The organism is Nocardioides aurantiacus (assembly GCF_003752505.1).
GTDB lineage: Bacteria > Actinomycetota > Actinomycetes > Propionibacteriales > Nocardioidaceae > Marmoricola > Marmoricola aurantiacus.
The window spans coordinates 1,670,895-1,690,552 of the sequence record NZ_RKHO01000001.1; the positions used below are offsets into that span (position 1 = coordinate 1,670,895).

At 75.6% G+C, this 19,658-nt stretch carries 24 protein-coding genes; 16 read left to right on the forward strand and 8 right to left on the reverse strand.

The genetic code is table 11. The features are described from left to right. The first annotated feature begins 13 nt into the window (after positions 1-13). The gene (locus EDD33_RS19915) at positions 14-691 is read left to right on the forward strand and encodes a hypothetical protein (RefSeq protein WP_170169728.1); all 678 of its coding nucleotides are present in this window, start codon (positions 14-16) and stop codon (positions 689-691) included. Here the strand turns inward: EDD33_RS19915 and EDD33_RS07990 are convergent. Then, positions 688-1,065, reverse strand: a complete 378-nt coding sequence (locus EDD33_RS07990; protein ID WP_148076960.1) for a DUF2695 domain-containing protein — start codon at positions 1,063-1,065, stop codon at positions 688-690. The genes EDD33_RS19915 and EDD33_RS07990 overlap by 4 nt on opposite strands. Positions 1,066-1,216: 151 nt before the next feature. Between EDD33_RS07990 and EDD33_RS07995 the strand changes: the two genes are divergently transcribed. Genes EDD33_RS07995 through EDD33_RS08015 form a run of 5 tightly spaced genes read left to right on the forward strand, consistent with a single transcriptional unit; the run spans position 1,217 to position 6,195 of the window. After that, positions 1,217-2,059 (forward strand): YhjD/YihY/BrkB family envelope integrity protein, encoded by an 843-nt coding sequence (locus EDD33_RS07995; protein ID WP_211332462.1) that lies wholly within the window; start codon positions 1,217-1,219, stop codon positions 2,057-2,059. Continuing rightward, positions 2,056-2,757, forward strand: a complete 702-nt coding sequence (locus tag EDD33_RS08000; protein ID WP_123389913.1) for a monooxygenase — start codon at positions 2,056-2,058, stop codon at positions 2,755-2,757. The genes EDD33_RS07995 and EDD33_RS08000 overlap by 4 nt, the downstream gene beginning before the upstream one ends. Further along, the gene (locus EDD33_RS08005; RefSeq protein WP_211332463.1) at positions 2,754-3,572 is read left to right on the forward strand and encodes a carotenoid biosynthesis protein; all 819 of its coding nucleotides are present in this window, start codon (positions 2,754-2,756) and stop codon (positions 3,570-3,572) included. Before EDD33_RS08000 ends, EDD33_RS08005 begins: the two co-directional genes overlap by 4 nt. Further along, positions 3,569-4,693: a glycosyltransferase family 2 protein gene (locus tag EDD33_RS08010; protein ID WP_211332464.1), complete on the forward strand. Its 1,125-nt coding sequence runs from the start codon at positions 3,569-3,571 to the stop codon at positions 4,691-4,693. The genes EDD33_RS08005 and EDD33_RS08010 overlap by 4 nt, the downstream gene beginning before the upstream one ends. Next, a complete protein-coding gene (locus EDD33_RS08015) occupies positions 4,690-6,195 on the forward strand; it encodes a phytoene desaturase family protein (RefSeq protein ID WP_123389914.1) in 1,506 nt (501 codons plus the stop codon). Before EDD33_RS08010 ends, EDD33_RS08015 begins: the two co-directional genes overlap by 4 nt. On the opposite strand, the gene EDD33_RS08020 is transcribed toward EDD33_RS08015, so the two are convergent. Continuing rightward, a complete protein-coding gene (locus EDD33_RS08020; RefSeq protein WP_123393187.1) occupies positions 6,192-6,911 on the reverse strand; it encodes a CDP-alcohol phosphatidyltransferase family protein in 720 nt (239 codons plus the stop codon). The two genes, EDD33_RS08015 and EDD33_RS08020, sit on opposite strands and share 4 nt — an antisense overlap. Before the next feature lie 162 nt (positions 6,912-7,073). Between EDD33_RS08020 and EDD33_RS08025 the strand changes: the two genes are divergently transcribed. After that, a complete protein-coding gene (locus EDD33_RS08025) occupies positions 7,074-7,400 on the forward strand; it encodes a hypothetical protein (protein ID WP_123389916.1) in 327 nt (108 codons plus the stop codon). A gap of 21 nt (positions 7,401-7,421) precedes the next feature. On the opposite strand, the gene rraA is transcribed toward EDD33_RS08025, so the two are convergent. Then, positions 7,422-7,913 (reverse strand): ribonuclease E activity regulator RraA, encoded by a 492-nt coding sequence (gene rraA / locus EDD33_RS08030; protein ID WP_123389918.1) that lies wholly within the window; start codon positions 7,911-7,913, stop codon positions 7,422-7,424. Between the two features lie 62 nt (positions 7,914-7,975). Between rraA and EDD33_RS08035 the strand changes: the two genes are divergently transcribed. From EDD33_RS08035 to EDD33_RS08045, 3 genes are read left to right on the forward strand one after another with little or no spacing between them, the layout of a single operon-like run. Beyond that, complete coding sequence (locus EDD33_RS08035) at positions 7,976-8,452, forward strand: MOSC domain-containing protein (RefSeq protein ID WP_211332465.1); 477 nt, start codon at positions 7,976-7,978, stop codon at positions 8,450-8,452. After that, entirely contained in the window at positions 8,449-9,519 is a 1,071-nt protein-coding gene (locus EDD33_RS08040; protein ID WP_123389920.1) for a hypothetical protein, read from the forward strand. Before EDD33_RS08035 ends, EDD33_RS08040 begins: the two co-directional genes overlap by 4 nt. Before the next feature lie 9 nt (positions 9,520-9,528). Beyond that, positions 9,529-10,797, forward strand: coding sequence for a competence/damage-inducible protein A (locus tag EDD33_RS08045; RefSeq protein WP_123389922.1), 1,269 nt, complete (start codon positions 9,529-9,531; stop codon positions 10,795-10,797). Between the two features lie 12 nt (positions 10,798-10,809). Here the strand turns inward: EDD33_RS08045 and EDD33_RS08050 are convergent, their stop codons facing one another. The 4 genes from EDD33_RS08050 to EDD33_RS08065 form a co-directional block, all read right to left on the reverse strand. After that, on the reverse strand, positions 10,810-11,139 hold the full coding sequence (locus tag EDD33_RS08050) for a TraR/DksA family transcriptional regulator (RefSeq protein WP_123389924.1): 330 nt from the start codon (positions 11,137-11,139) through the stop codon (positions 10,810-10,812). A gap of 30 nt (positions 11,140-11,169) precedes the next feature. Beyond that, on the reverse strand, positions 11,170-12,381 hold the full coding sequence (gene fdhA / locus EDD33_RS08055; protein WP_123389926.1) for a formaldehyde dehydrogenase, glutathione-independent: 1,212 nt from the start codon (positions 12,379-12,381) through the stop codon (positions 11,170-11,172). A 132-nt stretch (positions 12,382-12,513) separates the two neighbouring features. Next, positions 12,514-13,230 carry an ANTAR domain-containing protein gene (locus tag EDD33_RS08060; protein WP_123389928.1) on the reverse strand — a complete coding sequence of 239 codons (717 nt, stop codon included), beginning with the start codon at positions 13,228-13,230 and terminating at the stop codon, positions 12,514-12,516. A 197-nt stretch (positions 13,231-13,427) separates the two neighbouring features. Next, entirely contained in the window at positions 13,428-13,826 is a 399-nt protein-coding gene (locus tag EDD33_RS08065; RefSeq protein ID WP_211332466.1) for a hypothetical protein, read from the reverse strand. An 84-nt stretch (positions 13,827-13,910) separates the two neighbouring features. On the opposite strand from EDD33_RS08065, the gene EDD33_RS08070 reads away from it, so the two are divergent. The 5 genes from EDD33_RS08070 to EDD33_RS08090 all read left to right on the forward strand — a co-directional run bounded on the left by EDD33_RS08070 (position 13,911) and on the right by EDD33_RS08090 (position 17,902). Further along, positions 13,911-14,279, forward strand: a complete 369-nt coding sequence (locus EDD33_RS08070) for a hypothetical protein (protein ID WP_056539130.1) — start codon at positions 13,911-13,913, stop codon at positions 14,277-14,279. Between the two features lie 137 nt (positions 14,280-14,416). Continuing rightward, complete coding sequence (locus tag EDD33_RS08075) at positions 14,417-15,271, forward strand: SDR family oxidoreductase (protein WP_123389930.1); 855 nt, start codon at positions 14,417-14,419, stop codon at positions 15,269-15,271. Then, positions 15,268-16,044, forward strand: a complete 777-nt coding sequence (locus EDD33_RS08080; RefSeq protein ID WP_123389931.1) for an SAM-dependent methyltransferase — start codon at positions 15,268-15,270, stop codon at positions 16,042-16,044. Before EDD33_RS08075 ends, EDD33_RS08080 begins: the two co-directional genes overlap by 4 nt. An 81-nt stretch (positions 16,045-16,125) precedes the next feature. After that, complete coding sequence (locus EDD33_RS08085; RefSeq protein WP_123389933.1) at positions 16,126-16,839, forward strand: peptidylprolyl isomerase; 714 nt, start codon at positions 16,126-16,128, stop codon at positions 16,837-16,839. Positions 16,840-16,891: 52 nt separating this feature from the next. Beyond that, positions 16,892-17,902, forward strand: coding sequence for an aldo/keto reductase family protein (locus EDD33_RS08090; RefSeq protein ID WP_123389935.1), 1,011 nt, complete (start codon positions 16,892-16,894; stop codon positions 17,900-17,902). Positions 17,903-17,920: 18 nt separating this feature from the next. Here the strand turns inward: EDD33_RS08090 and EDD33_RS08095 are convergent, their stop codons facing one another. Beyond that, positions 17,921-18,691 carry a hypothetical protein gene (locus tag EDD33_RS08095; RefSeq protein WP_123389937.1) on the reverse strand — a complete coding sequence of 257 codons (771 nt, stop codon included), beginning with the start codon at positions 18,689-18,691 and terminating at the stop codon, positions 17,921-17,923. Between the two features lie 87 nt (positions 18,692-18,778). Between EDD33_RS08095 and EDD33_RS08100 the strand changes: the two genes are divergently transcribed. Beyond that, the gene (locus EDD33_RS08100) at positions 18,779-19,615 is read left to right on the forward strand and encodes a formate dehydrogenase accessory sulfurtransferase FdhD (RefSeq protein ID WP_246003431.1); all 837 of its coding nucleotides are present in this window, start codon (positions 18,779-18,781) and stop codon (positions 19,613-19,615) included. Positions 19,616-19,658: the final 43 nt, after the last annotated feature.

Here is a 19,658-nt window from a genome sequence, read left to right on the forward strand (position 1 = left end):
CTCGGGAGCACAAATGGGCCTTCACCAGCAGCTGCGACGTCCGACGGCCCTCGGGCTCACCGCGGCCTTCCTCCTCGCCGTGACCGGGTGCGGCGGGGGCGAGGCCGGCGCCGAGGGTGCGGACGCCTCGGCCTCCTCGTCGCCCTCCTCGTCGCCGTCCACCGAACCGTCGTCCTCCGCGTCGTCCGGGTCCGGCCCCTCCGACGAGGACCTGGGAGCCGTGGTGGCCGCCGAGCCGGAAGACCTGGTCTGGGACGTCGGCACGGTGCCGGCGGACTGGCGGAAGATGTCCACCGAGACGGGCACCGCGCAGTGGCAGGTCGCCCCCGGGTGCCTGCTGACCCTCCAGCAGCCCGGCGGACTGCGCGAGACCACCCCCACCCAGGAGCAGATCGTCCGCGGCACCGTCGACCGCATCGCGCAGCAGTCCAAGGTGGGGGTCGAGCCGGGCACGGTGCGCCGCGCACAGTTCCCGGTGACGAGCAACGTCGAGGGCACCAGCCAGTCCGCCGCCGTCTCGGTGCTCGACTTCCGGGCTCCCAAGGGCGTGCAGGGGCGCGTCCTGGCCCACCGAGCAGGCGAGTTCGCCCTGATCCTGATCGCCGTCTGCGGGCGCGAGGCCTTCCCGCAGGCCGACAAGGCGGAGTTCGCACCGTTCGTGCGCCAGCTGACCATCAAGGCGACCTACTAGCCCGGCGTCACCGGGCGGCTGCCCGGCCGGACTCGCTGCCAGTGGCGGCACGGCCGGCCCGACGTACGACGCACCCCGGCGCAGGGCGGCATCCGGTCGGGCCGGGACAGCTCGTCGGTGTGCACGTCGCGCACCAGCTGCTCGCGCACGAGCGTCCAGCGCACCCCGGTCACCACGCAGTCGCACTCCCCCGCCGCGCTGAGCCGCCGGACGGCGCCGGTCGCCGGCGGGACCCGCACGTGCACGAACCGCTCCAGCCAGCGCGGGGTGCCGTCGCACCCGAGCCCGGCGACGGCCCGCGCCGCGAAGCACAGCACGCACTCCCCCTCCTGGGGGTCGAGCACGTGCTGCGCCCCGGGCCCGTCGTCAACCACGGCCCAGGTCTACCGGGGAGCACCGACAACGGGCCTCGACGGGCAGACGGCGAGGTGACGAGGTGGCCACGGTCACCCTCCCGGGTGGGTCCGCATCCTGGACGACCGGGTACAGGCCACGCATGTCAGCAGCCTGCGCCTCCCCTCTCGGGTGAGGGCCTCCTGGTCGGCGGAGCTGCGTGCCCTGGTCTCGGGGGTGCGCCGCGCGCTCTCGGGACGTGACCTCGCCGCCGCGTCCGCGACGCTGACCTACTTCTCCGGGATCGCCGTCGTGCCCTGGCTGCTGCTCGGCGTCTGGACGCAGACCTGGTGGTACGGCGACGCCGACGCCGCCACGCGGCTCTCCCGTCTCGACGTGCTGGTGCCGCCGGACATGGGCGGCCGCGCGCCGTACGACGCCCTGGTCACCGCCGGCACCGGGGTGGGCCTGATCGGTGCGCTGGTCCTGCTGTTCCCGGCCTCCTTCTACGGCGAGGGCGTACGCCGCGCCTGCCTCGCCGTCGAGCCGCGCGAGGACTCCTGGACCGGCTGGCGCGCCCGCCTCGCCATGACCGCGACCGTCGTGGCGGTGCCGGTCCTGGCCTGGGCCTGGTTCGCGGTCGGTGGTGCGCTGCGGCCGTTCGCCCCCGGTGCCGGCGGCGGTGGCGCGGCCGACCTGGTGCTCCGGGTCGTGCTGGGCTTCACCGCCACCTGGCTGGCGCTCGCCGTGGTCCTGACCTGGGTCTTCCGGGCCGTCGCGCCGGGCCGCCCGCGCTGGTGGGTGGCCCTGGTCGGCGGCCTGGCCACGGGCTCGTTCCTCGCCGGGTTCCTCCAGGGGTTCTGGCTGTTCCTGTCGATCCCGATCGACGTGGGCCTGCCGTTCGCCGGCCTCGGGGTCGTCGGCGGGGTCGTGGCCGTGGGGCTGTGGCTCTACGTCCTCCACGTCTTCCTGCTGGTCGGGTGGACCACCACGCGGGTGCTCGACGACCGGGTCGGACGGGCGGTGGCGTCGTGAGCGTCGTCGAGCTCCGCCTCTGGGGCACCGACCGCACCGGCCCCGCGCTGCTGCGGATGGCCACGGGCCGCCGCCGGCTCCGCGGCGTGCCGGGGCTGTCCTTCGCCAAGCTGCTCGGCACCGGCCACGGCCGCACCTTCACGCCGGGCGACGCCGACCCGCACCACTGGGGCCTGCTCAGCGTCTGGGACGACGGCACCGACCTCGACGCCACCCCGTCCGCGCACCGCGACGTGGTCGCGGCCTGGACGGCGGCGAGCCACGAGCAGCTGGTGGTGCGGATGCGGCCGCTGGCCAGCCGTGGCCGGTGGTCGGGCCGGGAGCCGTTCGCACCCGCCGGGGACGCCCCGGCGTACGACGGATCCGCGTACGACGGGCCGGTGGCGGTGCTGACGCGTGCCCGCCTGCGGCCGAGCCGGGCGGTGTCGTTCTGGCGCGCCGTACCTCCGGTCGTGCCCGACCTGCACGACGCCGCCGGCCTGCGGCTGGCGGTCGGCATCGGCGAGGCCCCGGTCGCGCTGCAGGGCACCTTCTCGCTGTGGGACTCCCCCGCCGACGTGGTCCGCTACGCCCACGGCAGCGCGGCCCACCGCGACGTGGTGCGGCGCACCCGCCCCGAGCGCTGGTACGCCGAGGAGCTGTTCGCCCGCCTCGCGGTGACCTCGGTGACCGGGACCCACCGGGGGGTGGCGCCGTGAGCGTCGTACGCCTGCATCCCGAGCGGCTCCACCTCCGCGCTCCGCGCCGCCGGCAGCTGCCGTGGCTGCTCGCCGGGCTCGGCATCCTGTCGCAGGTGATGTTCCCGCTCACCGGCGGCGGCACGCTGCCGCTGACGGTCGCGGCCGTGGTGTTCCTGGCCGGTGCGTCGGTCGCCCACGCCTGGGTGACCCGCGGCGGCGCCACGGCGGTGGCCCTGCTCGGCACCGCGGGCGGCCTCGGCCTGCTCGCGGAGGCGGTGGGGGTGAGCACCGGCTACCCGTTCGGCGGCTACGACTACACCGGCACGCTCGGCGCCGAGGTGCTGGGCGTCCCCGTGCTGGTGCCGCTCGCCTGGACGATGATGGCGTGGCCGGCGCTGGTGGTCGCGCGTGTCCTGGTGCCCTCGCCCCGAGGCCTGCCGGGCCGGCTGGCCACGGTCGCGGTCGCGGCCTGGGCGCTGACGGCCTGGGACGTCTTCCTCGACCCGCAGATGGTCGACGCGGGCCACTGGGCGTGGGACTCGCCCGTGCCGCACCTGCCGGGCGTCGAGGGGATCCCGCTGACCAACTTCGCCGGCTGGCTGCTCGTGGCGGCCGTGATCACCGGGGTGCTCGACCTGGTGCTGCCCCGCGACCGGCGACCGGCGCTGCGACGCGACGCGGTCCCGCTGACCGTCTACCTGTGGACCTACTTCTCCTCGGTGATGGCCAACGCCGTGTTCTTCGGCCGACCGACCGTGGCGCTCGTCGGCGCGCTGGTGATGGGTGTGGTCGCGGTCCCGCTGACCCGGCGGCTGCTGCGGGAGAGACGGTGACGCACGCCCTCGTGCGTGCCGGCACCGTCCTCTCGCTGGCCTCGCTCACCCTGACGGTCGACAACCTGCGCCGGCTGCGCGTACCGCTGGAGACGGCCCGCCCGAGCCCGGAGGCGCTCGCCGTGCTGCTGCCGGTGCGCGACGAGGTCGCGGTGGTGGAGCGGTGCGTCGAGCACCTGCTGGCCGCCGCGGGCCGCTGGCCCGGACCCGTGCGCCTGCTCGTCCTCGACGACGGCTCCACCGACGGCACCGCCGCGGTGCTCGCTCGCCTCGCGCGCACCCACGACGGGCTCGAGGTGCTGACCGGCGAGGCCCCTCCCCCGGGCTGGCTGGGCAAGCCGTGGGCGTGCCACCAGCTCGCCGAGCGGGCGCTGGCGGGCGACGCGCAGGTGCTCGCGTTCGTCGACGCCGACGTCACGGTGGAGCCGCACGCGCTGACCGCCTCGGTGGCGCTGCTGCGGGCCGCGGGCCTCGACCTGGTCTGCCCCTATCCGCGTCAGGACGCCCGCACCCCGACCGAGCGGCTGGTGCAGCCGCTGCTGCAGTGGTCGTGGGCCAGCACGCTGCCGCTCGCGGCCGCCGAGCGCTCGCGGCGTCCCTCGACCGCGGTCGCCAACGGCCAGCTGCTCGTCGTCGACGCCGGCGCCTACCGCCGGCTCGGCGGCCACGCCGCGGTGCGCGGCGAGGTGCTCGAGGACCTCGCGGTCGCGCGGGCCCTCAAGCGCGTCGGCGGCCGGGGCACCGTCGTCGACGGCACCGGTGTCGCGTCCTGTCGGATGTACGACGGCTGGCCGGCCCTGCGCCGCGGCTACACCAAGTCGCTGTGGGCGGCGTTCGGCTCCCCGACCGGCGCCGGGCTCGCCCAGGGCGCCCTGCTGCTGGCCCACGTCGTGCCCGCGGTGGCGGCGCTCGGCGGCTCCCGCGCCGGCCTCCTGGGGTACGCCGCGAGCGTCGCCTCCCGCGTGCTCGTCGCCCGTCGCACCGGCGGTCGCGCGTGGCCCGACGCCCTCGCCCACCCGGCCTCCGTGGCCACCCTCGCGGGCCTGACCGCCGACTCGTTCGCGGCCCGTCGCGGCGGCCGGCTGCGCTGGAAGGGCCGCGACGTCGAGGTGCGCCCGTGAGCCGCGTCGTCGTGGTCGGGGCCGGCGTCGGCGGCCTCGCCGCCGCCGTGCGGCTGGCCGCGCAGGGCCACGACGTCACCGTGCTGGAGCAGGCCGAGGAGGTCGGCGGCAAGCTCGGCACCCACGTCCACGACGGGTTCACCTTCGACACGGGGCCGTCCCTGCTGACGCTGCCGCACGTGCTGGAGGAGCTGTTCGCCGCGACCGGTGCGCCGCTCGAGGACCTCCTGCCCGTGCAGCGGCTCGACGTCGCCTGCCGCTACCGCTTCCCCGACGGCACCGAGGTCGACCTGCCCGGCGACGCCGGCGCCGTGCCGGCCGCGCTCGACGCCGCGCTCGGCCCCGGTCGCGGGGCGCAGTGGGCGGCGCTGATGGGGCGCGCCGGGCGGGTCTGGGACCTCACCCACGGGCCGTTCCTGGAGTCGCCCGTCGGTCCCGCCGACCTGCTGCGGCTCGCCCGCGACCCGCGCGACGTCGCCACCGTCGCACCCTGGCGGTCGCTGCGCGGGCTGGGCGCGACCTACCTCACCGACCCGCGGCTGCGGCTGCTGCTCGACCGCTACGCGACCTACACCGGGTCCGACCCGCGGCGCGCCCCGGCGGCGCTGCTGACGGTGCCGTGGGCCGAGCAGGCCTTCGGCTCGTGGTACGTCCCCGGCGGTCTGGGCCGGATCGCGGTCGCCCTGACCGACCGGCTCGAGCTGCTCGGCGGTCGGCTGCGCACGGGTGCCCGCGTCGCGGAGGTGCTGGTCACCGACGGCCGGGCGGGCGGCGTACGGCTGGAGGGCGGTCCCGGAGCAGCGGAGGTCGTCCCCGCCGACGTCGTGGTCGCCAACGCCGACGCGACGCGGCTCTACGGCGAGCTGCTGCCGGGACGGGCCGGTCGGCGCGGACGCCGCCGGCTGCGGCGTACGGCTCCCTCGCTCGCGGGCTTCGCGCTGCTGCTCGCCCTCGACGACGCGCCGCCCGACCAGCCGCACCACCGGGTGCTGTTCGCCGAGGACTACGACGCGGAGTTCGACGCCGTCTTCGGTCGGCACGGGCCGCCGCGGCCCGCGCACCGGCCGACGGTCTACGTCAGCGCGCCCGAGGACCCTGCGGTGGTGCCGCACCCCGGCGCCGGCGCGTGGTTCGTGCTGGTCAACGCGCCACGCCACGACCCGGCGGGCGGGGTCGACTGGGACACCCCCGGCCTGGCCGAGGAGCACGCCGAGCACGTGCTGGAGGTGATGGCCGACCGCGGCCTCGACGTCCGCGGCCGGGTCACCCACCGGACCGTGCTGACGCCCGCGGAGCTCGAGCGGCGGACGCTGACCGCCGGCGGCTCGATCTACGGCACGTCGAGCAACGGCGCCCGGGCGGCGTTCCTGCGGCCGGCCAACCGCTCCCCCGTGCCGGGCCTGTTCCTGGTGGGCGGGTCCTCGCACCCCGGCGGCGGGCTGCCGCTCGTGGTGATGTCGGCGCGGATCGTGGCCGACCTGGTCGGGCCGGCCGCGCCCTAGGCGACCAGCGCCCGGCGTACGGCCCGGACGAGCACCGCGAGCCCCACCAGCGCCAGCGCCAGCGAGATCGCGGCCAGCAGCGTCACCACGGCGGCCCCGTCGACCGCCGGCAGCAGGTCCACCCCGGCGGCGCGGGCTGCCAGCACGACGAGGTGCACCAGCACGGCCAGCACCGCCACGATCACCCGCGACGGCCGCTCCCACACCGTGACCGCACCGGGGCCGGTCATCCCGGCGACCTGGGCCGAGGACCGCACCGACTCCAGCAGCAGCGTCACGGCCCCGACCAGCGCGACCAGCCAGAGCGGGGCCCCGAGCACGACCAGCACGCCCAGGAGCAGCAGGTCGGAGACGCGGTCGGCGGCCGGGTCGAGCACCCGGCCCCACGCCGACGCCGCGCCGGTCTGCGCCGCCAGCGCGCCGTCGACCCCGTCGAGGACGGCGGCGAGGAGCACCGCGACCAGGGCCAGGGCCGGCCACGCGTCGGGCAGCGCGGCGAGCAGCGGCGCCAGCGTCGAGACCGCGACACCGGCCAGGGTGACCGCGTCGGGGCTCGTGCCGCGCCGGGCCAGCGGGCGGGCGCACCGGTGCACCAGCCGCACCCAGCCCGCGACCCAGACCGAGCCGCGGGGGTCCAGGCCGTCGTGCAGGCCCGACCAGAGGTCGTACGCCGCCTCGTCGTCGGCGCGCCCGTGGTGATCGCCGGTCCCGGTCATCGTCTGCTCCTCCGCGTCCGGGTCGGCAGCATCCATCCCCCGACGACGGGACGGGCGGGTCCCCGCCATCGTCGCGTCGCGGGGTGGCGATCGCCGGACGTGCCCGCGCTCCCGGCACTACCCTCCGCTCGACACGTCCGCAGCTCGCTCCCGGGGGGAACCTTGACCAGGTCCAAGAAGCTCGCCATCGCCGCCGTCCTCATCGTGCTGGGGGTGATCCTCATGGTGATGCCCACCCCGGGCGAGCCCGAGGTGGAGTGCGCCGACCCCGGTGGCCCGACGTCGGGCTTCACCGACGAGGACCAGGGTGGCTGCCCGATCTCGATCGAGAGCTTCCGGGAGTACACCGAGTGGAGCTCGGGGCCCCGCTGGGACAACATCGCCGGCCTGGTGCTCGTCGTCCTGGGCCTCGGCTACGGCGGCGTGGCCCTGATCCGCAAGCCCAAGCGGGCGACCGAGCCCGACCCGGCCGGGGACGCCCGGGTCTGAGCCTCGGTCGCACCGTGGCGGTCAGGAGCCCGGCAGCACCACGACGCCGTCGTCGTCGCTGACCAGCTCGGCGCCGGGCACGAAGTCGACGCCGCCGAAGGAGACCACGACGTCGCGCTCGCCGATCCCGTCCTTGGCGCTCTTGCGCGGGTTGGAGCCCAGCGCCTTGACGCCCAGGTCGAGCTCGCGCAGCGCGGCGACGTCGCGGACGGGGCCGTTGATGACCACGCCGCTCCAGCCGTGGGAGACCGCCGAGGCGGCGATCAGGTCACCCATCAGGGCGGTGTGCAGCGAGCCGCCGCCGTCGACGACGAGCACCCGGCCGTCCCCCGGCTCGTTGAGCGCCTGCTTGACCAGGGCGTTGTCCTGGTGGCACCGGACGGTGGCGATCGGGCCGCCGAAGACCGGGCGGCCGCCGTACTGCCGCAGCTGCAGGTCGCAGGACTGCAGTGCCTCGCCGTGCCGGTCCACCAGGTCGGCGGTCGCCTCGGGCGTCCTGTCGGTGTCGCTCATCGCTCCCACTCCCTGCCGCCTCGTGGACGGCTTCCTCATCGGTCCTGCCTAGTCTCGTCCGCGTGGACGCCCCCAGCATCCCCGACGACCCCCGGCCGACGGTGCTCGCCCTGCACGTCGCCCCCGAGCGGCACGCGCCGGTCCGGGCGGTGACCGAGGTCGTGGCCGAGGCCGGCGCGGGTCTGGTGGGCGACCGGTTCCACGGCACCCGGCACCGCCACGTGAGCCTGCAGTCGGCCACCGACCTCGACGCGGCCGCGGACGAGCTCGGCCGCCCGGTCGAGCCGGGCGGCACCCGGCGCAACGTGACGCTCTCGCACGGCGAGGTGCCGACCGAGCCGGGCGCGCGGGTGCGCATCGGCGACGTCGAGCTCGAAGTGGTGCGGCTCGCGGCCCCGTGCCGGCTGATGGAGGACTCGCTCGGTCCCGGCGGTCGTACGGCGCTGCGCCGCCGCGGCGGGTCGGTGCTGCGGGTGCTGCACGGCGGCACCATCCGCGTGGGCGACCCCGTCGACCTACCCGTCATGCTGGCCCGGTGACGGACCCGGAGACCGACCCCGCAGCCCTGGCCGACCGCCTGCTCGACGCCCAGGTGGCGTGGGCGCTGGGCGAGCTGACCGGAGAGCGCTTCGCCGCCGTCGTCGCCGAGGACGTCGACCGGGTGCTCGAGGTGGCGGCCACGCTGCGGCTGGGCGACGTCGTGGCGCACGACGACCTGGTCGCGGTGGCGCAGCGGCTCGCGCGCGACGTCGTCACCAGCCCGGTCGTGCTCGGTCTCACCGAGCCCGAGGCCGGCGAGGTGCACCGCACGCTGCTGGCGGAGGAGGCGACGCTCGGCGAGGTCGTCGACCGCGCCGACGTCGAGGCGCTGGTGCAGCGGGTGGTGGCGATGCACGACGTGCGCGACCGCGTCCTGGACGGGCTGGTGGAGAGTCCCGCCACCGCCCAGCTCACCGCGCGGCTGGTGAGCCGGATCGTCACCGACGTGCTCACCCAGCAGCGCTCGCGGGCCGAGAAGGTGCCCGGCGTCTCCTCGCTGCTCTCGCTCGGGAGTGGCGCGGTGTCCCGGGTGGGCAAGGTCGGCGTGGGCGACTACCAGCTCGACAAGCTGCTCGGCGACGCCGTGGGGGCGGGCGCGCAGTTCACCATGCGGCGCACGACCGCCATCGTGCGCGAGGTGGTCACCGACGCCGTCCTCCAGGAGGTGGCGCTGGAGCTGTTCGACCTCCAGGCCGGGACCCCGGTCGGCGAGCTGGTCGCCGTCGTCGAGGAGGAGGACGTGGTCGACCTCGCCACCCGGGGCCGGGCCGTCCTCGACGGGCTGCTGGACCGCGGGGCCGGCGCCGCCCTCGCCGACCGGCTCGTGGGCGCCACCGTTGCGCGCTTCCTGGACGAGCACGCCACCACCGACCTCGCCACCCTGCTCGACGACCTCGGGGTGGGGCGCGACCACCTCGTCGAGCTGGTCCGCACGCTGGCGCCGCCGGTGCTCGCCGCCGCCCGCGAGTCCGGGGTCCTGGAGCACGCGGTGCGCGAGCGGCTCGCGCCGTTCTGGTCGTCCGCCGAGGTCCGCGCGGTGCTCGGCGCCGCGGGGGGTCCTGCCTAGGATCGCGGCATGGTCGCGCGCGCAGGCATCGTCGTCACCGGCACCGAGGTCCTGACCGGGCGGGTGACCGACCGCAACGGTCCGTGGCTGGCCGAGGAGCTGCGTCGTCGCGGCGTCGACGTCGGCCAGGTCGTGGTCGTCGGCGACCGACCCGAGGACCTGCGCTCCGCGCTGGAGCTGCTGCTCGCGCGGCACGACCTGGTGCTGACAACCGGCGGCCTCGGCCCCACGGCCGACGACCTCACCGCCGAGGTCGTCGCCGAGGTCCAGGGCCGCACCCCGCGCCTGGTGCCCGAGCTGGAGACCGAGATCGCCGAGATCGTGGAGCGGCTCTCCGCCGGCCGGGGCTGGCGCCGCGACCCCGAGGCCACCGCCGCCGGGGTCCGCAAGCAGGCCATGGTGCCCGAGGGCGCCAGCGTGCTCGCCCCCGTCGGCACCGCCCCCGGCCTCGTGGTGCCGCCCGCGTCCGGCACCGGCGCCCCGGTCGTGGTGCTGCCCGGTCCCCCGCCGGAGCTGCAGGGGATGTGGCAGGACGCCCTCGCCGACGCCCACGTGCAGCGCGCGCTGGCCGGCCGCGAGGAGCTGCGGCAGAACACGGTCCGCCTCTGGGGCACACCGGAGTCCGAGCTCGCCGCGACCCTGCGCCGCCACGACGACGAGCTGGTCGGGCTCGAGGTCACCACCTGCCTGCGCCAGGGCGAGCTCGAGGTCGTCTCCCGCTACGCCCCCGCCGCCGCGCCCGCCCAGGAGGCGCTGCTGGCCGCGCTGCGCGCCGACTTCCCGGACACGCTGTTCTCGCCCGAGGGCGAGACGGTCGACGAGCTGGTCGCCACCGGGCTGCTCGACCGGGGCTGGACGATCGGCACGGCGGAGTCCTGCACGGCCGGGCTGCTGGCGGGTCGGCTCGCCGACCGGCCCGGCTCCTCGGCGTACCTCCTGGGTGGGCTGGTGACCTACGCCGACCACGTCAAGCACGACCTGCTCGACGTGCCCCAGGAGCTCCTGGACACCGTCGGCGCGGTCAGCGCCGAGGTCGCCCGCGCCATGGCCGACGGAGCCCGCGCCCGGCTCGGCACCGACGTCGGCGTGGGCATCACCGGCGTGGCCGGCCCCGGCGGCGGCACGCCGGACAAGCCGGTCGGCCTCGTCCACCTCTGCGTCACCACCGCCGACCGGGTGCTCCCCCTGCGCGTGCAGCTCGGCGGGGACCGGGCCGCCGTGCGCGAGCGCACCGTCGTCGTCGCCCTCCACCTGCTGCGCGAGCTGCTCGTGTCCTGAGGGGCCCGACGGTCAGGCGTGGGCGACGCAGCGGCGGGCGGTGGGGCGGGCCTGGAGGCGGGCGGGGGCGACCGGCTCGTCGCACACCTCGCAGCGGCCGTAGGCGCCGGCGTGGAGACGGGCCACGGCGGCGTCGACCTCGTCGAGGTGGTGCTCGGCCTGGCGCACGAGGGCCACCGTCTGCGAGCGCTCGAAGGCGATGGTGTGTCCCTCGGGGTCGTGCTCGTCGTCGGCGTTGGTGTCCCGGCTGGCGTCGACGACCCCGGCGAAGTCCTCGCGCAGCGCCGCCAGGCGGGCGAGCGTCTCCGCCCGCTCGGCGGCGAGGAGCTCACGGGGGTCCACGGGCGCGAGCCTACGGACCCCCGTGGGTCCTCAGGCGACCATGCCGTGCGGGTCGATGACGTACTTCGTCGCGGCGCCGGCGTCGAACTCCTGGTAGCCGCGGGGCGCGTCGTCGAGACCGATCGTCTGGGCGTTGACCGCCTTCGCGACGTGCGCCTTGTCGGCCAGGATGAGGTTCATCAGCTGGCGGTTGTACTTCTTCACCGGGCACTGACCGGTGACGAAGGCGTGCGACTTGGCCCAGCCGAGGCCGAGCTTGACCCCGATCTGGCCCTCCTTGGCGGCGTCGTCGACGGCCCCCGGGTCACCGGTGACGTAGAGGCCGGGGATGCCCAGCGAGGCGCCGGCGCGCGAGATCGTCATGATGTCGTTGAGCACGGTCGCGGGCGCCTCGGCGGCCCCCTCGCCGTGGCCGCGGGCCTCGAACCCGACCGCGTCGACGGCGGCGTCGACCTCCGGCTCGCCCAGGACCTGCTCGATGAGGTCGGTCAGGCTCGCGCCCTGGCTGAGGTCGACGGTCTCGCAGCCGAAGCTCTGCGCCTGGGTGAGGCGGTCGGCGTTCATGTCGCCGACGATGACCACGGACGCCCCCAGCAGCTGGGCGGCGTGGGCGGCGGCGAGGCCGACCGGGCCGGCTCCGGCGACGTAGACCGTGGAGCCGGTGGTCACGCCGGCGGTGTAGGCGCCGTGGTAGCCGGTCGGGAAGATGTCGGAGAGCATCGTCAGGTCGAGGATCTTCTCCAGCGCCTGGTCGCGGTCGGGGAAGCGGAGCAGGTTGAAGTCGGCGTACGGGATCAGGACGTACTCCGCCTGGCCACCCACCCAGCCCCCCATGTCGACGTAGCCGTACGCCGCGCCCGCGCGGGCCGGGTTGACGTTGAGGCAGATGCCGGTCTTGCCCTCGAAGCACATCCGGCAGCGGCCGCAGGCGATGTTGAACGGCACCGAGCAGATGTCGCCCTCCTTGACGAAGAGCACGTCGTCGCCCACCTCGACCACCTCGCCGGTGATCTCGTGGCCCAGCGACTGGCCCACCGGGGCCGTCGTACGACCTCGCACCATGTGCTGGTCGGACCCGCAGATGTTGGTGGTGACCAGCTTGAGGATCACCGCGTGCGGGGCGGCCTGCTTGATGCCGAAGTGGTCCGCGACCTCCTTGGGGATCTCCAGCTTGGGGTAGTCCACCGTCTCGACGGCGACCTCCCCGGGGCCCTTGTAGACGACCACACGGTTTCCGGACATGTGCACTTCCCATCTGCTCCCCGGCGAGCGGGAGCGGCAGGTCGGACGTGCGTGACGGACGTCACGCGACGTCCCCACACAAGCACCCCCACCCTGGGCCGACAAGGCCGGATCCGGCTGCCGGCAGGCGCACTAGTTGGCGACGCTGTCCTCGACGTCACCCGCGGTGAGGCCGGCCCCCGGCCCCACGACGTCGTCCGCCGGCCCGACCGGGGCCCGTGTCGCCGCGCGGCGGAGGCGACGGGCCACGGTCTCGACCAGCTCCATCATCGGCGGCACCTGACCGTCCCGGGGGGTGCCCGCCGTCATCGCGCGCGAGACGTGCTCGGCCAGGTCGTTGATCTTGACGTTGAAGCCGTTGGACTGCTTGCGCAGGATCGCGAACGCGGTGACCTCGTCGATGCGGTAGCTGGCCATCAGCGCGCCCTTGACCTGCTCGATGGCACGCCGGTGCCGCGTGGCGCCGTCGACGGCGTCACGCGTCACGGCGCGGACCTCGGCGGTGACGTCGATCGACCAGCCGTCGAGCGCCACGGGACGGCCGTCGTCGTCGTGCCGGACGTCGCCGAGGAAGGCGAACACCCGCTCGCCACGGGAGCGGGTCGTCAGCCGGGCCTGGCCCGACATGGCGACGCCCTCCTCGACGGACCGCTGCACCGTGGCACCGATGGACTCGCTGTCGTCGGGGTGCAGGTGCACGAGGACGTCGGCGACGTCGCCGTGCTCCCCCAGGTCGATGTCCCACATCGCCCGGAGGTCCGCGTCGAACGTCCACTGGCCGGTGCGGAAGTCGTAGGCCCACCGGCCGAACGCCTCGGGGGTCGCCCCGCCACTGTCCCTCGTGCTCACACGTGCCTCTCGTCCGCGGACCTCAGCTGCTGGGAGGCCGCACTTCCGGACCGATCAGCCCGCCGACACCGGTGGTGCGTGGGCTGCCCGCGACCGATTCTGCCCTGTGCCCGAGGGCCGAGGGAAGCAGGGGCCGGACCCGGGAGCCGGACCCGGACGACTCGTGGGCAAATGTCGCTTACGCCGTAAGGTCTCCGTCAGCCGGCGCGAGCCGCCGCGAGCGCGGCGGCGAGGGCGGTCGGGTCGGCCACCGTGAGGGTGACGCCCGGGTGGCGCAGCCGGCCGGTCGGCTCGATGCCGGGGACCGGGGTCGCCAGCTGCAGGCACAGCGCGCGGTCGCCGTTGGTGGCGAAGGTGATGCCGCGGTCGCTGAAGGACAGGTGGGGCGGGCCGACGGTCTTGAGGAACGCGAAGTCGCCGGTCTCCTCCCAGCCGGTGACGTTGGCGAGCGGCGTGCGCAGGGACCACGGGCCGAAGCGGACCTCGAGGCGCTCGTCGACCAGCCGGACCGACGTCGTGCGCGGGGTGATCCCGAGCGGGAGCGCGACGAGGCGGTAGGGGCGGGTGAAGGCGAAGTCGAAGCGGGTCGGGGTCACCTCCTCACCCTCGCAGGTGGCCCGCACGTCGACGCCACCCCGGCAGGTGAGCCGGGACGCCCAGGGGCTGCGTAGGTTCTGCCCATGAGGTACTCCAAGCTGCTCTCGTCCCTGACCGCGGCGTACGGCGCCTTCGCGCTCGCCAAGCCGCGCCACCTCGCGGACGGCATCGAGGCCCCGGCGCTGCAGGCTCCGGCGTACGACCGGATGGCCTACACCTACGCCGGGCGCGACCTGTCGATCTCCGGCGTGGCGCTCGCGTCGTCCAACCCCTCGGTGGTCACCGCGATGATGGTGCTGCGGATCCTGGGCGACCTCTCCGACGCCGCGATCCTGGCCACCGGCACCCACGACTCCAAGGTCCAGGGCAAGGTCCTGGGCGTGACGCTCGGCTGGGCCGCGCTCAACACGGCCGCGCTGGTCGCCGACCGTCGCGCGCTCCGCTCGCGCTAGCGCGTCCGCTCAGCGCTTGCGGGCCAGCAGCATCCGCACCAGGAACGCGACGACCAGCACGACGACGATGATCAGCAGGATTCTTCCCATGCCCGCATGCTAGGGCCCGGCGTCCCGGGCCCTCTAGCCTGCGGGTCGTGAGCCCCTCCTCGACCTCGCCCTCCCGGCCCACCTCGCTGGTCACCGGCGCCTCCTCCGGCATCGGGCTGGCCGTCGCCCGCCTGCTGGTCGAGCGCGGCCACCGCGTCGTCGGCACCAGCCGCGACCCGGACCGGCTGTCGGCGCAGGACCGGGTGCCGGGGGTGGAGTACCGCGCGCTCGACCTCGACGACCTCGACGCCGTCGGGCGCTTCGCCGCCGGGCTGCTCGCGGACGGCGTGGAGGTCGACGTGCTGGTCAACAACGCCGGCGAGTCGCAGTGCGGCGCCCTCGAGGAGCTCCCCCTGCCCGAGGTCGAGCACCTGTTCCGCGTCAACGTGCTGGGGCCGGTGCACCTCACCCAGCTGCTGGTGCCGGGCATGCGGGAGCGCGGCCGCGGGCGGGTGGTGATGGTCGGCTCGATGCTGGCGACCTTCCCGCTGGCCTACCGCTCCTCCTACGTGGCCACCAAGGCGGCCATCAAGGGGTTCGCCGAGGCGGCGCGCTTCGAGCTGAGCCCGCACGGCGTGTGGCTGACGACCGTCGAGCCCGGGTCGGTCGCGACCGGGATCAGCGGGCGTCGCACCGTCCACTCCCAGGAGTCCGGCCCGTACGCCGCCGGCCTGCGGCAGATGCTGCACCGGCTCGACGCCGCCGAGCGCGACGGGGTGTCCGCGGCGCGGGTGGCGGCCACGGTGCTGCGGGCCGTGGAGGCCGATCCACCGGCTCCGACGTACGCCGTGGGGAGCGGAGCGCCGGCCGTGCACGTGCTCAGGCGCGCGCTCCCCGGCTCCGTCGTCGAGCGCGTCGTGGCCCGTCGGTTCGGCCTCGGCCAGCACGGGGTGCGCGGGTGAGCGGCGAGCCCGTGCTGCCGCCGCTGTGGCAGGACCTGGAGTTCCTGAGCCCGGTCTCCGACGCCCGCGCCGACGACCTGGCGGCCTGGGTGGCCGCGGGACTGGTCGACGGCGGCACCGTCCTCGACGTCGGCTGCGGCTGGGCCGAGCTGCTGCTGCGCGTGCTCGAGGCGGCCCCGCGGGCGCGCGGCGTCGGGGTCGACCTCGACGCCGACCGGGTCGCGGAGGGCCGGAGCCGGGCCTCGGCGCGGGGGCTGGGTGACCGGGTCGACCTCGTCGCCGGCCCGGGCCGCGAGGTCGCCCCCGGACCGGTCGAGGCGCTGCTGGTGCTGGGGTCCAGCCAGGTCTGGGGCCCGGACGTCGAGGAGGGCCTGCCGCTGGACTACGCCGCCGCGCTGCGGGCCATGCGCGGGCACGTGGTCCCCGGCGCGCGGGTCCTCTACGCCGAGGCGGTGTGGTCGGCTCCCCCGACCCCCGCCGCGGTCGCACCGCTGTCGGGCCGCGACGACGAGTTCCTCGCCCCGGCCGCGCTGGCCGCCCTCGTCGCCGACCACGGCTTCTCGGTCCGGTCCGTCGAAGAGGCCGACCTCGAGGAGTGGGACGCCTTCGAGTCCGGCTTCGTCGCCCGGCAGGAGCGCTGGCTCGCCGCGCACCCCGCCGACCACCCGGGCGCCGTGGAGGTCGCCGCCGCGGCGCACTCCCAGCGCACGGCGTACGCCGAGGGCTACCGCGGCGTGCTCGGGTTCGCCTTCCTGCGGCTCGTCGCGGTCTGAGACCCGGCCGCCGGCCCGACCGACACGCCCCGCGGCGGGGCCTCACCGACCTCTCAGGCTCGCTGGCTAGCATCCGCGGCGATGACTTCCCCACGCCGCTCGCTCGCCGCCCTGTCCGCCCCCCTGCTCGTCGCGCTGGCCGTCCTGGCCGGGTGCGGGAGCGAGGAGACCACGACCCCCAGCTCGGCCGACCGGGGGCAGTGCTCCTACCCCGACTCCGCCTCCCCCGTGGAGACGAAGACGGTGGACAAGCCCCCGGCCGACCCGCCGGCCGACGAGCCCTCGCAGGTGACCATCGCCACCGACCGCGGTGACGTCAAGGTCAGCCTCGACCCCGACAAGGCGCCCTGCACGGTCAACTCGTTCCTGTCGCTGGCCGACCAGGGCTACTTCGACGACACGCCGTGCCACCGCCTCACCACCGGCGGCCTGAACGTGCTGCAGTGCGGCGACCCGAGCGGCACCGGCCAGGGGGGCCCGGGCTACTCCTTCGCCGACGAGCCGACCGAGGACGATCCCCGGCTGCAGCCCTGCCTCGGCCAGGTCGACCAGACGACCGGCACCGAGGTCTGCACCTACCCCGCCGGCACGCTCGCGATGGCCAACGCCGGGCCGGACACCAACGGGTCGCAGTTCTTCCTGGTCTACGCCGACTCGCCGCTGCCCGCGGCGTACACCCCCTTCGGCCGGATGAGCGCCGCCGGCGTCGAGGTCGTCAAGAAGGTCGCCGCCCAGGGCGTCGCCGCCGACGGGACGGCGCCGAAGCAGTCGGTGACGATCGAGTCGGTGGAGTAGCCCGTCGCCCGCGCGTGGTTCTGGGCGTGGGTCCGGTCGTAGGGTCGAGGTCATGGAATTCCGCTACCTCGGCCACTCCGGCCTGAAGATCTCCGAGATCACCTACGGCAACTGGCTCACCCACGGCTCCCAGGTCGAGAACGACGTCGCCACGCAGTGCGTGCGCGCCGCGCTCGACGAGGGCATCAGCACCTTCGACACCGCCGACGTCTACGCCAACACCGCCGCCGAGACGGTGCTCGGCGAGGCCCTCAAGGGCGAGCGCCGCGAGTCGCTCGAGATCTTCACCAAGGTCTACTTCCCGACCGGTCCCCGCGGCAAGAACGACACCGGGCTGTCCCGCAAGCACATCCTGGAGTCCATCGAGGGCTCGCTGACCCGCCTGCAGACCGACTACGTCGACCTCTACCAGGCCCACCGCTACGACACCGAGACGCCGCTCGAGGAGACGATGCAGGCGTTCGCCGACGTCGTCCGTCAGGGCAAGGCGCTCTACATCGGTGTCAGCGAGTGGACCGCCGAGCAGCTCCGCGAGGGCCACGCGCTGGCCAAGGAGCTGGGGGTCCAGCTGATCTCCTCGCAGCCGCAGTACTCCATGCTCTGGCGCGTCATCGAGGACGAGGTCGTGCCCACCAGCCGCGAGCTCGGCATCTCCCAGATCGTGTGGTCGCCCATCGCCCAGGGCGTGCTGACCGGGAAGTACAAGCCCGGCCAGGCCCCGCCCGAGGGCTCCCGCGCCGCCGACGAGAAGGGCGGCGCCGACATGATCAAGCGGTTCATGAACGACGACACCCTCACCCGGGTGCAGGACCTGCAGCCCGTCGCCGACGAGCTCGACCTGAGCATGGCGCAGCTGGCCGTCGCCTGGGTGCTGCAGAACGACAACGTCGCCGCCGCGCTGGTCGGGGCCTCGCGCCCCGAGCAGGTCACCGAGAACGTCCGTGCGGCCGGGGTGAGGATCCCCGCCGAGCTGATGACGCGCATCGACGAGGTCCTGGGCGACCTGCCCGAGACCGACGGCGCCAAGACGGCCGAGGGCATGCCCCAGCAGCGCCTGGCCTGATCGGCGACCGCCGGTCCGTCAGGACCGGCAGTCCGCCAGCACCTCGGCACGGGCCAGCTCCGGGAACCGCTTCCGGAGCTGGCCCGGCAGCACGTTGTCGGCGATCTCCTCGCTCCCGGTGCGCTCGGCACGACCGGCGGTGACGGCGTACGTCGTGCGACGCACGTCCCAGGTGAACATCACCCCGGCCGGCTCGTGGGCGACCGCCTCGGTCACCGCGATCCCGTCGCCGGTGCAGGTCACCGAGACCGGCGCGGGCGGGGTGTCGGTGGCCACGAACGGCACCACCGGGTTGCCGTCGGGGTCCACGAGCTCGGCGAGGGCGCCGTCGGCCGCGGCGTACACCCTCGTCCGGGTGCCGCCGCGCGGGTGCTGCTGCTCGGTGACGAGCAGGTCGGCGTCCGTGCCCGTCAGCCGTACGCCGAACCCGGCCGTCACCGGCAGGCCGTCGTCCACCGGGGCGACCAGGAAGCCGTCCGCCAGCTCGGCGAACACCGTGCTCGGGCAGCCCGCGGCGTCCGGAGCGGTCACCCGCACCTGGTCGGCGCCGCCGTCCCCGTCGAGGTCGGCGCGTGCCAGGGCGGTGGCGTCGCGGACCGCGCCGTCACGCGCGCCGCACTCCCCCACCCGCGGCGACGCGGTCGCGACGGAGGGCCGCGACGGTGACGGCGAGTCCGAGCCCGACGAGCCGGCCCCCGCGCCACCCGCGTCCTGCGCGGGTGACGAGCCGCAGCCCGCCAGCACGGCGAGGACGACGGCGGTGACGGTGGGGGCCAGGAGGTGCCTCATGACCGTGTGACGCACGTACCTCCCGCGTGGTTCCACCATGGGTCCACCGTAGGCGCCGCGCTTCGCGGGCCCCCATAGAGTCGGGGGGTGAGCATCCTGGGTCAGCGCCGCCGACGTCCCGGACCCTCGGTCCGCGACCGGGTCACCGAGTTCCGCGACGGCGCCCGGCTCGTCCACGAGGACCGCGTCGTCACCGAGGAGCCGCTCGAGCTGCGCGTGGGGTGGCCCGGGTCCCCGGCGCAGCGCGTCGCGGTGACGATGCGCACGCCCGGCCACGACTTCGAGCTCGCGGCCGGCTGGCTGGTGCACGAGGGCGTCACCGTGCCCGAGGAGGTCCGCGCCGTCCGCTACTGCACCGACGAGACGCTGGGCGACCTCGAGGAGTTCAACGTCGTCACCGTCGACCTCGCCACCGCGCCGCGCACGATGCCCGCGGCCCGCATGGTCTCCTCGGCCTGCGGCGTCTGCGGCACCGACACCGTGCAGGACGTGCTCTCGCGCGCCGAGGCGGTGCCGCCGGTCTCGCTGTCGGCCGCCACCGTGCTGGCCCTGCCCGACCGGCTCCGCGAGGAGCAGCCGGGCTTCGAGCGCACCGGCGGCATCCACGCCGCCGGGCTCTTCGAGGCCGACGGCACGGCCGTGGTCGTCCGCGAGGACGTCGGGCGCCACAACGCCGTGGACAAGGCCGTGGGCTCCCGGATCCTGGGCCGGGCCCCCGTGCCCCCGGTGCTGGTGCTGAGCGGGCGGATCGGCTTCGAGCTGGTGCAGAAGGCCGTCGTCTCCGGCGTCGGCGCCCTCGTCGCGGTGGGAGCGCCCACCTCGTTGGCGGTCTCGCTGGCCCGCGAGGCCGACCTCGTGCTCGTGGGCTTCACCCGCGGGCAGCGCTTCGTGGCGTACGCCGGCGCCGACCGCATCACCGACTGATCCGTCACCTCCCGCCCCCTCCCCGGCGTGGGGGCCGAGGGCT